Here is a 13,605-nt window from a genome sequence, read left to right on the forward strand (position 1 = left end):
TAAAAATAAACACATAATAAGAATAAAAATGACTATTAGCGTTAGCAGTGATCTTGTTGCTTACCGTACGATTATATTAAGTTTAATTTCGTATGCGCAGCACCCGAAATTAGATACTTTAATTGAGAAACTCACGCCAAAAACGAATGCTGGCAACCGTTTTTTAATTAAAATGGAAATTAAGCGACTGGCCAAACCTTGTGCGAAAACGTTAGATTATCGCCTTTGGTTTGATAATTGCGAACCTGTGCAACATGAAAATCTGTGTCATTATCTAGACGAAATTTCCAAATCACTGTTTTTAGAAAGTATTAAAGCCAATAACGGTCAATTCACCTTACATTGCTACAATGAAATCAGCGAACAAGCAAAAGAACGCCATTTAATCTTCGAAAAAGAAAAACGCACAGAAATAAAGCGTAATAGTACAACGCCAATCGACTCAGTAAAAACTACCCCTTTAGTCAATAAGAACTTATATCGCGAGCCTAATGTCGACTACTCACCTAAATGCAAAGTGTTTGCCTATGATCCAACCAGTCTTTCTCGCAAAGGCCGGGAAGAAATTGGCAAAGACGCTCAGGTAGTTGATTTAAACATGTTAAGTTGCGTGCTTACGAGCGAAGCACAAGCCATGGATACTGACGCGAGTGAGGTGTTTATTTGGTTATACGAACATCACAAAGCGTTAAATATTCAAGATGATATTATTTTGGTCTGTGGTATTGAAGAGCATAAAAAGACCATCGCAAGTGGCAAACACCATTACCGCCTGCATATCAAAGAAAAAAATACCGCAAAAACAGTCGGCACTTTAACAGAGCTTATAAACCGCCAATTTGAGTTACGACGTGATCAACACCATTTAAAAATAACTCCACTCGTTGGCTCAGTGCTTGCCAAAGCACACCAGCAATTTGCCATTAATAGCACCAGTGATATCGCCATGGTTTGTCGCCAAGAGAACAATCACTGGCGACCGTCAAATGCGTTAAAAACTACAAATAACCAAGCCTTGTGGCGGTTTCTTTCTGTTGATGAGCAAGACAATATTGTCAGCCGTATTTTTGGCAATGCACAGCTACAAAAAAGCTTTGAAAAACAAGAAAAAGCCGACTTTTATGCCTATATTTTCAGGCTCGAATCATCAAACAGTTTGCAATTTGCCGTTATTTGGCAAGACCAGCTGGCGCACGATCCGAGCGCCTTAAAGTTTATAAAGCAGCATTTAAATCACTGTGACTACCGTTTTATTAAGCTTAGCATTAAACCCATTGACGCCTTACATGATGCTTATGTGCCCAGTGCGATGCCAAACCATGTCAATTCAGCCATGGCAATTCTTAATAGACCACTGACGCAAGGCGTTAAAAATAGTCTTTCTGACAGTAGCTTCTTTGCCGTTTTATCAGACGTCACCGAAATTAACAGTGTTTTAGCCTTACCTAAAGCCATGGCGGTAAACGCAGTTGCTAGCCAAACAGAAAAAATTCCATTGAAGTTTTCACTACCTCAACGGACACTTAATACTGAAATGGCTGTTATCAACGTTGACAATAACGAATTGCGTTCAGAAGATAGGTTTGAATATCCAATAGATCTCGTCATCACCCGAAGTGATAAAACCAGCTGTAAAGTTTCTGCCACTAGCCAGAATATTTCAGCTAAAGGCATGTCAATCCTCCTTAAACAGCCTCATAAGTTTAAACCTGGGGCAGAGTTGCATTTAACGCTTAAAATGCCTTATCGCGGCGCTATGGTGACCTTAAACAATCAAAAATACCAAGTCATTGGCAACAACGACAATCATGTTGTTCGTTTAACGGTGAGTGGCTTACCGCAACATCATACGGCCAGTCGTGCAATTCGCGAGTTCATCTACCAAAACTTAGATCATTTAAAGCCCAGTGGAATGGAGCCCGACCAAGTTTATGGCTTAAGCCAAGCTTTGCAAAACATATACGCAAACAATCATTTATGCATGCCATTTTTTATTCATCAAAACAAACAAAAATGGTTTATCAACTCCATTGCGTTAACAGCAGACACCAATATTCCAACCTTGCAAAACAGTGATGCGTTTAATCATTGTGCCACTAACAAGCAGGCAATTAGTCATGTAGTAAGTGAAGAGAAATTTCAAAACCATTGCTTGTCAGTAATTAATAAAGTGAACAGTAACCAACAAGCTGAAGTATTCTATTTAATTGTCGTGCCACGTAAAGATGATGAAAGTCAGCAAATTTTGCATTCAATTGGCGACTTACAAAAAATTCGTCAGTCAGGACGATTACCTGAGCTAATGAACAAAATTACCGCTTTTGGCACACCAACAATTTTGCGGGTGAAAATTAGCCAACCGGAAAAAATTTTTGATAAAACCTATCGAGACGAATTGAGCTATTTAGAGCAATTATCCCCTTACGATGCCGAAGAGGTTCTGGACGAAATTAACCATATTGCCGGCATAGGTGAGATAACCGACCACAGTCAGCAAGTACTTGCCTCTATCGATAAATGGTTAAAACAAGAAGAATTATTATTGTTGTTATCGAGTGCGAGTTAACCCACTTTACTAACATTAACCTGCTCTGCTAGCGTTAGCAATTCGGGTAAAAATGTTTGACTCGTTTTTGCCAATGCCAATTGTTCGGTAAGAATATCGGCTAAAATATCTTGTGAAGTTAATGGGTTAGCTAATACCACACGAAATACCAATATTTTACGCCCATCATATATTGAGACTTCAATACGGGTACGCGACACAAATGAGCGACCATTTTCCCGCTGACGTTTTTGAATAAATTTAGTGAGTTTATCTAACAAGACATTGAGTTGTTCTCGCTGTTCAACGTTTGCTTTCATTAACGCAGTTTGTACCACTTCAGGTACATAACGATAGGTGAGCAAGCACAGCTCGGGGCGCGTTACTAATTCAAAATCCGCTTGTTGTTCAATCAAGTTAGCAAAGTGCTGCGCTTTTTCTATGCCTTGATTTATCAACATTTCATAGCCTGGTCGGCTAATAATATGCAAGCTAGCATAGACGAGCATCGCCATGCCCGGACGCGAACCTTCTAATGTATGACTGCCTAAATCTTTTGAACCTTTACGTAAAATATATTCCGCATGATGTTCAATCGCAGCCACCGATGCTGGGTTTTTAAACACCACTAAACCTGCGCCCATTGGCACATACATTTGTTTATGAGCATCTATCGTTACTGAGTCGGCGCGGTCAATACCTGCCATTAAATGCCGATACTTATTCGACAGTAATGTTGCCCCGCCCCACGCAGCATCAACGTGAAAATGACATTGATATTGCTCGGCAATATCGGCAATTTCTTCTAATGGGTCGACATTGCCCGTTTCTGTTGTACCGGCAACACCAACAATGCTTAATATTTTAATGTTCTGTTCGGTCAGTGCTTGGCAACGCGCTTTCAATAATTGGCAATCAATTTTATTATTTTCATCGGTTGGGATGGCAATAACGCTATCTTGGCCAATGCCAAGGACATCCGCTGACTTTTTCAGTGAATAATGGCCACGATCTGATACTAAAACAGCTAAACCTTTGTAACCATAGTGCGTTAATGCACTAAACAGCCCCTCGCGCGCCACACCTTTAAAATCGCCGTCAGGTTTAAGTAAATTGTTACGTGCCACCCAAAGTGCGGTTAAATTAGCGATGGTACCGCCAGAACAAAATGCACCCAACGAATTACTCGCGCTGTGCATACAAGACTGATAAAAATCGTCGCTGTTTTGATAAACAAGGCGGTGCATCATGCCGAGCACTTGGCGCTCTAGTGGCGTAAAGGCTTTTGAGGTTTCAATTTTTACCAAGTTTTGATTAAGACCAACCATCAATTTCGACAGCGGCAAAATAAAATAAGGTAAGGCTGAGGTCATGTGACCAATAAAACTAGGACTTGAGGTATGAACTGATTGCGCAACCACTTTGTCGAGTAAATGATGCATATGATCAGAAACAAAACTGGGTTGCTCAGGAATTTCTGAACTGGCGAAGTCTTTTTCGATATCAGTTAACGCGCGCTCTGAAGCTGCAATATGGTTTCCGAGGAAGCCTGCAAGGTTTTCAGAAATTTCTCGTTCAACAATTCCAAGCTTAGAATCAGGCGCTTCAGGAATTGTAAAAATACGATGCAAAGACGCTTTAGAGACTTTCGCTGCGCGTTTTTCCGTTGTCATACCGTTTCACTTTTGCTTGCCTGTTTTATTACAGGCTCAGTTACAAGTTTAGCGGGGCACTTTAATAAAAAAATACGCAAAAGTCTCGCTTTTTTACGTATTGACGGTACTAAAGCGCCACATTCGACAAATAAACCAAGGCACATTCAACAACAATAACGCCTGAAAAAGCAGTAAATAAGACTTTTTGTTTTACTTTAATCATGATGATAACTCCCTTCTTTTCTTTTAAGGAGTTACTTTCAAAAATCGAACCAAAACGTACACGCCTGTTTTATAAAGAAAAATTAAATCTAGTACGTAAAGTCTGATTCGAAAGTTGGTCAAATCCACCAAAAAATGAGTTTATTTGGCTAAAGCAGGTGTAAAAAGAAGTGCATTCACACGAACAAACTTTTTATTCCACACGCAATTGCCAGCACGTTTGACCACTTGCTTGGTATTTTGCTTCAAATGGCGTCAGTGGTTCAGCCTCATTCACCTGTGTTAACTGCCCTGCTCTACCTGCAATAGCGGCGGCTTGTTGAAACTCTTGCAAATAAATCGGCCAATTACTGCGTAAAATAATTTCACTGCCAATGCTAATGATTTCAGGAAACACCGCGCTGCCGTGCCAACGGCGTTGAATATGTTTAGCTTTGGGCCACGGATTAGGATACAAAATATAATGCTTACTTACGGGCCAATTAGCCGCAGCAACTAGGCGATAAAAATCATTTAAATCGGCGCGGATCAAATGATAATTGTCTGCTTGCCAAACATCGTCAATATTACGATTAATACGATGAGCTGACTTATCAATACCAATAACCAGCGCATCGGGATTTTGTTTTGCCAAAATACGCGTGCTTTGACCAACACCACAACAAGAGTCGAGAATAATTTCTCCGTCAAAGTTTTCAACAATGGCATTCATTTCATTAAATGCTTGTTCAGTATGCGCTTGATAAGGTTTTTTTGAACGATGGGCAAGATGCTTACGCACAATCTCGTCAAGCTTTTCATGAACGCCTGGTTGATTACTAATAATGGCTTTTGAATCCCCCATTGGGGCTTGTGTTTGTGTCATGGTTTTCTCTAAAAATAGTTAGCTTCTTAAGCCAATACCTTTGGTGATTAAGGTCATCGCAGTGGCAAATAAGGTGACAATAAATACACCGAGTACTGAAAATGCAACGGTTAAACTAACATCAGATATACCTAAAAATCCGTACCTAAAGGCATTAACCATATACACGATAGGATTGATTTTAGAGACCCCTTGCCAGAATTCAGGCAATAATGAAATCGAGTAAAATACCCCGCCTAAATACGTTAATGGCGTTAAAATGAAGGTTGGAATAATAGAGATATCATCAAAGCTACCCGCAAAAATAGCGTTAATTAAGCCACCTAAAGCAAACGTTGCCGAGGTTAAGCTAACCGTAAGAATAATAACCCAGATATTGTGAATATGAATGTCAGTAAAAAATAAGGAAATACTGGTTACAATCAAGCCAACCAAAATACCTCGGATCATACCGCCACCAACATAACCGGCAACAATCACCCAATTCGGTACCGGCGCAACCAACATTTCTTCAACATTACGTTGCCACTTGGCACTAAAAAATGACGAGGCGACATTCGAGTAAGAATTGGTGATGACACTCATCATGATCAAACCCGGCACAATAAACGACATATAGTCAAAACCGCCCATTTGCCCAATACGAGCGCCAATGAGCTCACCGAAAATTACAAAATATAAACTGATGGTAATCGCTGGTGGCACTAAAGTTTGCACCCAAATACGCATAAAGCGATGCACTTCTTTGTGCAAAATGCTCTTTAAGGCAATGAAATTAACATTTGATGACATGATTAGCTCCCAGCGCCATTATTGACCAAATTAACAAACAATTCTTCAAGTCGATTCGATTTATTGCGCATGCTGCGCACATTAATATTTTGCTTAGATAATTGAATAAATACGCTGTTCATACTTTGTGATTTTTTCACATCGACTTCCAAAGTATGCTCGTCGATCACGCGATGACAAAAGCCTTCAAGCTCAGGCTCATTTAAGTCTTCGCTGACATCAAGAATAAAGGTTTCCACGTCGAGCTTAGCTAAAAGTGCTTTCATACTGGTATTTTCAACAATTTTACCTTTGTCGATAATGGCAATATTACGGCAAAGCATTTCCGCTTCTTCCAAATAATGAGTGGTTAAAATAATAGTAATGCCTTGTTGGTTTAGCTCGCGTAAGAAATCCCACATTGAACGGCGTAGTTCAATATCAACACCTGCGGTAGGCTCATCTAAAATAAGCACTTTAGGTTCGTGCATTAATGCCCGTGCGATCATTAATCGACGTTTCATACCGCCAGATAACATCCGCGCAGCGTCGTCACGCTTATCCCAAAGCTCAAGTTGTTTGAGATATTTTTCGGCGCGCTGATGAGCAACTTTTCGCTCTACGCCGTAATACCCGGCTTGATTCACTAAAATTTTAATGAGCGATTCAAACTGGTTGAAATTAAATTCTTGCGGCACTAAACCAATATAACTTTTTGCCTGCTCTAACTCGGTATCAATACTGTGGTCAAACACTTTCACTTGGCCAGCGCTTTTATTAACGAGTGAGGTAATAATACCGATAGTTGTTGATTTTCCTGCACCATTAGGCCCCAACAACGCAAAGAAGTCGCCTTGTGCTACCGACAAATTAATGCCTTTAAGCGCTTGAAAGCCGCCTTTATAGGTTTTTGCTAAATCTGAAATTTCTAATGCATTTGTCATTTTGGTACCCTTTGGCCAACAGACCTTATTAATATGGGTTGTTTAGCCGTTTTCAATATGACAACGACAAAATATGTTTACTTACTCGTCGATAAACATCGGTACAAATTTAATGGCTTGTTAAGCAACAAAAGCCTGCTAGTTGCAGGCTTTTGTTCTACCAATAAAAACGAGGGTGATTAATTAAAAGAATGCACCAATTTCAAAGGTAAATATATCAAGGTTTAGATCAGTATTGCCATTTAGTTCACTATAAGATCTGCGGTAGCTTACTTTAAAAATCATTTCGTTTGATAATTCATAACGCAGGCCAACCCCTAAGTTATAGCTAAAGTTTGATTCGTGATACGTTGGTTGGAAGCCGTCACAAACATAGCCCCACCAAGGATCCCACCAACAAATACCTTGTGCGGGCCCATCGGCAATATTGCTATCAACATACGTCCAACCCACGCCACCTTGAACAAATGGTGATAAACGTTCAGCACTAAAGTTATAAACTGCATTTAACTGGGTGTGCACCACATTCATTTTATGATTAATGGTTTCCAGCTGCGGGTCGACTTCATCGGTGACAAAAGTGGCTTGATAATTTGGCACGCTCGAGAGCATCTCTAAATTCACTAAAAAGTGTTCATTGAAGTTATAACCAACACTTGCGCCCCAACCTGTGGCTTCTTTGATATCGACACTGGAAAGCGCTTGGCCTTGAAGAAAGCGTTCGTCATTATGGGTTAACATAAACGTGGCTTCCCATTTGCCACTGCGCACACTTGGGCCATTTAAATTGTCAGCAACAACCGGAAAAGATAAGCAACATACGCCGCCAAGAAGAAAAAGTATTTTTTTAATGCTCATAGGTAAACCTCAATAAGCGAAAGACAAAAAACATTGAATAAGATAAACAATATCTTAGGGGCTATTGATCTTGGTATTATTATAAACAAAGATTAACAGCCTCTTGTTTATAACTATAAATAAAAAAGCCTGCATCAGCAGGCTTTTTTACAATATTTTTTGTAAATGCTATTTGCTTGCGCGTGATACATATTCACCAGAGCGAGTATCAACTTTTACCACTTCGCCAATTTGCACAAATAATGGTACACGTACTACCGCGCCAGTACTTAATGTAGCAGGTTTGCCACCCGTACCCGCAGTATCGCCTTTTAAACCAGGGTCAGTTTCAGTGATCTCTAGCTCTACAAAGTTAGGTGGTGTTACTGAAATTGGTGAGTTATTCCATAACGTAATCGTACAAACATCACCATCGACTAACCATTTGGCACTATCAGCAACGGCTTTTTCATCTGCAGCTAACTGTTCAAAGGTTTCGTTATTCATAAAGTGCCAGAATTCACCGTCAGAATATAAATACGCTAATTCAGTATCCATCACGTCAGCGCCTTCAACACTTTCGCCTGATTTAAATGTTTTTTCTAACACTTTGCCTGAAATAAGCTTACGAATTTTTACACGGTTAAATGCTTGGCCTTTGCCCGGCTTTACAAGTTCATTTTCTAAAATGTTACAAGGTTCGCCGTCAAGCATGATTTTTAGACCAGCTTTGAACTGGTTGGTACTGAAATTAGCCATAATATACTCTTAATTAATACAGAGACTGATATTTTAATGCCGCAAATAATACCCCGTATACGGGTTTATTTCATCGATTTTTCCGGTATTTTTTGCGTCATCTTGTTTTTTTTCAACAAAAATGGCTTTTTCGCGCTGAGTTGCTCAAAAAGCGGAACTTTAAATGCGCTCTTATCGGCTGGTTTTATCAAAAGAGACAGTTTTAAATACCCAAGTACTAATAAAAAGCATAAAATTAGGCCAAAATATTCAAGCCACAATTTTTTATGTTAAAACCTGCAGTGCCAATTTCCCTCGTTATGTCATCTCCAGACAGCTGTGATGATCTTGCTCAAACTTGGCAAAAAGAATTGGCAAATGTGGTCACCGATCCGCAGCAATTACTTGAAATGTTAGATATTTGCCCAACAAAATATCAGCAGCATTTTAAAGCAAGAAAGTTATTCCCTGTGAGGGTGCCAAAACCATTTCTTCAGCGTATGGAAAAAGGTAATTTTAATGACCCTTTGCTGAAACAAGTGATGCCATTAGCTGATGAATTTGCCAACCTTGACGGCTACGTAACCGACCCACTTGACGAACACGATACGGTTGCAGAAGGTTTATTGCACAAATACAAACATCGTGTGCTGATGATGGTAAAAGCTGGTTGCGCCATTAATTGCCGTTATTGTTTTCGTCGTCATTTCCCTTATCAAGATAACAGCCCAAATAAAGTACGCTGGCAAAGTGCGCTTAGCTATATCAAAGATAACCATGACATCAATGAAGTCATTTTTAGTGGCGGCGACCCGTTAATGGCTAGCGACGAGCACTTAACTTGGTTAGTGCAGCAACTTGAACAAATTCCACATGTTACTCGATTACGTATTCACACCCGCTTACCTGTGGTGATCCCACAGCGTATCACCCAAGGCTTGGTTGATTTATTAGTGGGCAGTCGATTAAAAGCGGTTATGGTGCTGCACATCAACCACGGCAATGAAATAGATAAAACATTAGAAGATGCGGTGCATAAGCTGCGTATCGCCCATATTCCTTTATTTAACCAAAGTACCTTATTAAAAGGAGTGAATGACGATGTTGATGGGTTAGTTAATTTAAGTGAGCGGCTGTTTGATGCTGGCATTCAACCGTATTATTTGCACTTATTTGATCCCGTTCAAGGAGGAGCGCATTTTGATATTGATGAGCGAGAAGCGGTTGAACTAATAAAAAAAGTGATGGCAATTTTACCAGGATTTTTAATGCCTAAATTGGTAAGAGAAATTGCCGGAGAAGCTAACAAAACCGCCATTAATTTGCGATAATAGCGCGATTATTTTGATAGGAACGATCCATGAGTAAAGCAGTAAACCAACAATTAGTTGATAACATTTCAATTATCTTAAAAAAGTCGCTCGCCGCCGACGCGACCTTAGCCGATTTACGCGCTAAAAATAAGGCCAGCTTTAAAGCCATTTTTAAAGAAGATGCAGGGTTTAACTGCTCCGACAATACCTTTCAACCGTATGTAGAAGAAGTCGCCAACGATTTATTAGCGTGGCAACAAAGCCAAGATCAGCAATTATTAATTGCACTTGTGAAAAAAATTGAGCAATTATTTACTGTGCTTGGTAACTTTGAAGCCAGCCATAGCTAGAATGTATTGATCTTTATTTACTGTTGGTATTTCACTAACCACTTTAAACTTGCAGCTTATAGCTTCTAACTTGTCGCTTCGAGCTTGCAGCTAGTCACTTTCCACTTGCAGCTTATAACTGGTCGCTTCTAGCTCGCAGCGATATCAACCATTGCAGCAGAAGTGACTAGCGAACAATGATGTTTGCGCACTAAGGCTAATATTGCCAAATTCAGCTGATTCGTTACTTGCAAATATTGATCAAAATCTGTGGTTTCAATATACGATAAAATATCTAACGCTAAACCATGTTTAGTAAAGGCTTTAAAGTGCGCACGCACCGGCTTTTCTGCCACGTCTTTATGTTCATTCAACAATTCCGTAATATCAGCCAACAAAGCTGAGATGTTGTCTTGCTGACAATCGTTGCTTAATAACAGTTTTGGTCGATAAGCAATACGCTCTCGTTCCGAGTAGTTTTCTATGTGTAAGTCGACAAACTGAGCATTGGCAATGTAAATTACTGTGCGATCTAAAGTACGAATTCTGGTTGCGCGCAAGCCAATTTCTTCCACCACACCAAGCTGTTCGCCAAAGCGACAAAAATTACCAATACGCACTGGTGCAGAAGTATATAAGGTAATAGCGCCAATAATATTTTCCACCGTTTTTTGCGCTGCCAAGGCAATCGCTAAACCACCAATCCCTAAACCTGCCAATAACGTTGTCGCATTAAAGCCTAAATTTTCAAACCATATTAATAAAGCAAAAACAACAATTAGCGATTTAAGCACTGTGCCAGCAGGCCGTAATAAATAAACCGCTAACGGCTTACCTTGTTCAACAAAACGATCGGAGAGTTTTAGTTTCATTAAATCAATAAAACTGAAAATTAACCAAATCCACGCTAAAGTAAGCAAAGTATTGCCTTCAGCAACTGCTCGTACCGCCAAGGTTACATTGGCTTTGGCAAACAAACTGCGTGCAAGTATTACCGCTAAGACCAAGGCTACAGGGTTTTCAATGAACTTCTGCGTGCTTGTGCTAATGCTTGGATAAATGTGTTTTAGCGTTTTACTTACCAACCAAGTGATCACTTTAGCAATAAGAAAATAAAACACTAACAATAATAAAAAGTACAACCATTGCCATAACATGACCCCTAAAAAACTAACCTCTGGGGTATTTTCAGCTAACCATTCACCAAATGGCGTATACGCAAATTCTTCGGATAAAAAAGGAATTTTAGCGACAGTCGCATTAGATATTTTCCAAACGGTAACTTGATCGCTGCTACGTGGCACGCGTTGTAAATATAAGTCGATATTATGTTTTTTATGCGTAATGGTGCCAAGTAAATCACGATAGCTAGGCAGCTTATCGTTGGCATGGCCGTAATAGTCGACGCTTAAATTATCAATATCGACCCAAAGTGTACGGTTAAGCACCACAAACAATTGCTTGGTTAATTCGACTTTGCCAATGGCCAGAGTGCTTGCTTTAATATTGCGAAAGTCTAAATATTGACTCGCCAATTCAAAATCATTGGTGCGAGCGGCCTGTAAAAAGCCATACATTGTCGATTTTGGTGTGCCACGGTTATACGGGTCTTGTGGAATACTGCTGTCTTGGCTTGCTAAATCAACGGGAGTTAAGGGCTGTTCTTGTTGTTCTTCTTTTTCTAAAATCTCTTTAACAGAGACATCATGTGGTACCTGCGCTTGAGCGGTCCCTAATAGGAACACAACATAAAAAAGTAAGCTAAACGCATTAAATGCCTTCATAAGTTTTCCGTTACCAGACAATAATTAAACTATTGTTATAGCTAAACTAACGCGGTAAAGCTAGCACTTTACTGCGCTTTTCACTATAGAGTTTGGCGAGAAAAATTAAGCAATAAAAAAGGCCGCCTAAGCGACCTTTGTCAATAGAGACTAAAACACTATTTAGTGATCATGGTTTTGAACGTTTTGTTAAACCAGTCATCAAGCATTTTTTTCTCATAACCAAAAGCATCGTTTCTGTAGCGCATTTGACTACCTGATAAAAAGCTCATGTCTTTTAAGTTAATTTCGTCAGCAACCACTTCACTTCCGTCAGCATTAACCAATTGATAAGAGAACTTAATGCGAGGGTGGTAAATGTCTTTCACGATACGTATTTGATTAATGGCACCAATTCTTACATCGCCAGCTAAATCAACATCGGTTACGTCGATAATAAGCTTTTGATCTTCAGGAAGTTTACTTGCAAGCTTTGCAAAATGCTCTTCTAATTCGCTAAAAACGTGCTCTTGAAAACGTTTTTTCGTGCTGGTATTACCTGGGCGAATATCGCGATAGTCATCTGGATTCGTCCAAGTCACTTCAGATTCTGCAGCCGATGCCATTGGAGCTATGCTCAAAAATGACAATGCTGATAATAATACAACAAATATTCTTTTCATCTTTCGTTCCTCTTTGTAACTTTCATTCCCATTACAACAAAATCACAACAAATAACTGATCAAATTTACTACAGCTTTGTATAAAATTGTAACATCACCTTGTCGACCACTTTTTGCGCTCTGTCCATGCGCTCTTCTGCTGAGTAATGTGTTTGTACATAACCTTGTACTGCGCCACGCCAAACTGTTGACGTAGTTTGGGTATCTTCAATAAAGACTAAGAAACTACCTTTATCCATGTCTTCTACTGCATGTAGACCGGGCGAAACGCCAAAAAATTCGCTAACGTTGCTACTTTCTAAATCTTCGTCAAGTGCAAGACCAAAGCCAACGTAGAACTGTGCTGTTTCTGAATTTTCCGCCTGCACATAACCTTGTTCAACCAAACTATTAACAATTGCTTGAGTATAAATATCGTAAATATGCTTAACTTGCTCGGGTTTAAACGACACATGTTTTAAATATTTTGGTGAAAGGCTGAAGGTGCTACCCGCTGGGTAAGAAATCGGCAAATCGCGCACACTAGAGATTGCCACTTGATTGTTTCGGTTATGTTGAGGTTCAGGTGTAACGTTGACACAAGCCGATAATGAAATAGCCGTTGCGATCGCCGCTATAAATTTAACTGTGTTGTTCATCTTTAACCTTATAAATACGTTACTATTTTGTTAATAGTGCAATACAAAAGGTAATTAGTATACAAAAAGTCCGCTTAATAATTGCAACAAGTTGTATTTTGATGCCTAAGCGCTAACAGCTTTCACACTTATGGGCAGCAAAAGCGCAAGAAGAGGTCGGCACAATAAGGGGTCTAAACTAGAAGGGGTCGCTGACACGCTGAGTTAATATTGATGAATCTGACAATTGAACTCATATATACAACAATGTCACTGACCCCTTTTATCCATCGCCCTTGTATTACTGCGTATAAGGTGAGGGG

General features: G+C 39.6%; 12 protein-coding genes. 3 read left to right on the top strand and 9 right to left on the bottom strand.

Going from position 1 to position 13,605, the window contains the following annotated elements; genetic code table 11:
• Window positions 1-28: 28 nt before the first annotated feature.
• The gene (locus tag ACRRSQ_RS06710; RefSeq protein ID WP_440874940.1) at window positions 29-2,566 is read left to right on the top strand and encodes a PilZ domain-containing protein; all 2,538 of its coding nucleotides are present in this window, start codon (window positions 29-31) and stop codon (window positions 2,564-2,566) included.
• On the opposite strand, the gene panP is transcribed toward ACRRSQ_RS06710, so the two are convergent.
• The 6 genes from panP to efp all read right to left on the bottom strand — a co-directional run bounded on the left by panP (window position 2,563) and on the right by efp (window position 8,598).
• Window positions 2,563-4,218 (bottom strand): pyridoxal-dependent aspartate 1-decarboxylase PanP, encoded by a 1,656-nt coding sequence (gene panP / locus ACRRSQ_RS06715; protein WP_440874941.1) that lies wholly within the window; start codon window positions 4,216-4,218, stop codon window positions 2,563-2,565. The genes ACRRSQ_RS06710 and panP overlap by 4 nt on opposite strands.
• 397 nt (window positions 4,219-4,615) lie before the next feature.
• Window positions 4,616-5,287, bottom strand: a complete 672-nt coding sequence (trmB, locus tag ACRRSQ_RS06720) for a tRNA (guanine(46)-N(7))-methyltransferase TrmB (RefSeq protein ID WP_440874942.1) — start codon at window positions 5,285-5,287, stop codon at window positions 4,616-4,618.
• 18 nt (window positions 5,288-5,305) lie between these two features.
• On the bottom strand, window positions 5,306-6,079 hold the full coding sequence (locus tag ACRRSQ_RS06725) for an ABC transporter permease (protein WP_440874943.1): 774 nt from the start codon (window positions 6,077-6,079) through the stop codon (window positions 5,306-5,308).
• A gap of 2 nt (window positions 6,080-6,081) precedes the next feature.
• On the bottom strand, window positions 6,082-7,002 hold the full coding sequence (locus tag ACRRSQ_RS06730; protein WP_440874944.1) for an ABC transporter ATP-binding protein: 921 nt from the start codon (window positions 7,000-7,002) through the stop codon (window positions 6,082-6,084).
• A 183-nt stretch (window positions 7,003-7,185) separates the two neighbouring features.
• Window positions 7,186-7,860 (bottom strand): outer membrane beta-barrel protein, encoded by a 675-nt coding sequence (locus ACRRSQ_RS06735; protein WP_440874945.1) that lies wholly within the window; start codon window positions 7,858-7,860, stop codon window positions 7,186-7,188.
• A gap of 168 nt (window positions 7,861-8,028) precedes the next feature.
• Entirely contained in the window at window positions 8,029-8,598 is a 570-nt protein-coding gene (efp, locus tag ACRRSQ_RS06740) for an elongation factor P (RefSeq protein WP_440874946.1), read from the bottom strand.
• Between the two features lie 299 nt (window positions 8,599-8,897).
• Between efp and epmB the strand changes: the two genes are divergently transcribed.
• Both epmB and ACRRSQ_RS06750 read left to right on the top strand, forming a co-directional pair.
• Window positions 8,898-9,908: an EF-P beta-lysylation protein EpmB gene (gene epmB / locus ACRRSQ_RS06745; RefSeq protein WP_440875310.1), complete on the top strand. Its 1,011-nt coding sequence runs from the start codon at window positions 8,898-8,900 to the stop codon at window positions 9,906-9,908.
• Between the two features lie 29 nt (window positions 9,909-9,937).
• On the top strand, window positions 9,938-10,240 hold the full coding sequence (locus ACRRSQ_RS06750) for a hypothetical protein (protein ID WP_440874947.1): 303 nt from the start codon (window positions 9,938-9,940) through the stop codon (window positions 10,238-10,240).
• A gap of 128 nt (window positions 10,241-10,368) precedes the next feature.
• Here ACRRSQ_RS06750 and ACRRSQ_RS06755 read toward each other — a convergent pair whose 3' ends face one another.
• From ACRRSQ_RS06755 to ACRRSQ_RS06765, 3 genes are all read right to left on the bottom strand, one after another.
• Window positions 10,369-12,003 (bottom strand): mechanosensitive ion channel family protein, encoded by a 1,635-nt coding sequence (locus ACRRSQ_RS06755; RefSeq protein ID WP_440874948.1) that lies wholly within the window; start codon window positions 12,001-12,003, stop codon window positions 10,369-10,371.
• Window positions 12,004-12,161: 158 nt separating this feature from the next.
• A complete protein-coding gene (locus ACRRSQ_RS06760) occupies window positions 12,162-12,665 on the bottom strand; it encodes a DUF3016 domain-containing protein (protein WP_440874949.1) in 504 nt (167 codons plus the stop codon).
• Between the two features lie 68 nt (window positions 12,666-12,733).
• On the bottom strand, window positions 12,734-13,303 hold the full coding sequence (locus tag ACRRSQ_RS06765) for a DUF4136 domain-containing protein (protein WP_440874950.1): 570 nt from the start codon (window positions 13,301-13,303) through the stop codon (window positions 12,734-12,736).
• Window positions 13,304-13,605: the final 302 nt, after the last annotated feature.

Source organism: Thalassotalea sp. PLHSN55, assembly GCF_052030545.1.
GTDB lineage: Bacteria > Pseudomonadota > Gammaproteobacteria > Enterobacterales > Alteromonadaceae > CANMXU01.

Excerpts from the sequence above, each read along its gene's own strand:
- ACRRSQ_RS06710 (WP_440874940.1), top strand. The coding sequence starts at position 29 with ATGACTATTAGCGTTAGCAGTGATCTTGTTGCTTACCGTACGATTATA.
- panP (WP_440874941.1), bottom strand. The coding sequence starts at position 4,218 with ATGACAACGGAAAAACGCGCAGCGAAAGTCTCTAAAGCGTCTTTGCAT.
- trmB (WP_440874942.1), bottom strand. The coding sequence starts at position 5,287 with ATGACACAAACACAAGCCCCAATGGGGGATTCAAAAGCCATTATTAGT.
- ACRRSQ_RS06725 (WP_440874943.1), bottom strand. The coding sequence starts at position 6,079 with ATGTCATCAAATGTTAATTTCATTGCCTTAAAGAGCATTTTGCACAAA.
- ACRRSQ_RS06730 (WP_440874944.1), bottom strand. The coding sequence starts at position 7,002 with ATGACAAATGCATTAGAAATTTCAGATTTAGCAAAAACCTATAAAGGC.
- ACRRSQ_RS06735 (WP_440874945.1), bottom strand. The coding sequence starts at position 7,860 with ATGAGCATTAAAAAAATACTTTTTCTTCTTGGCGGCGTATGTTGCTTA.
- efp (WP_440874946.1), bottom strand. The coding sequence starts at position 8,598 with ATGGCTAATTTCAGTACCAACCAGTTCAAAGCTGGTCTAAAAATCATG.
- epmB (WP_440875310.1), top strand. The coding sequence starts at position 8,898 with ATGTCATCTCCAGACAGCTGTGATGATCTTGCTCAAACTTGGCAAAAA.
- ACRRSQ_RS06750 (WP_440874947.1), top strand. The coding sequence starts at position 9,938 with ATGAGTAAAGCAGTAAACCAACAATTAGTTGATAACATTTCAATTATC.
- ACRRSQ_RS06755 (WP_440874948.1), bottom strand. The coding sequence starts at position 12,003 with ATGAAGGCATTTAATGCGTTTAGCTTACTTTTTTATGTTGTGTTCCTA.
- ACRRSQ_RS06760 (WP_440874949.1), bottom strand. The coding sequence starts at position 12,665 with ATGAAAAGAATATTTGTTGTATTATTATCAGCATTGTCATTTTTGAGC.
- ACRRSQ_RS06765 (WP_440874950.1), bottom strand. The coding sequence starts at position 13,303 with ATGAACAACACAGTTAAATTTATAGCGGCGATCGCAACGGCTATTTCA.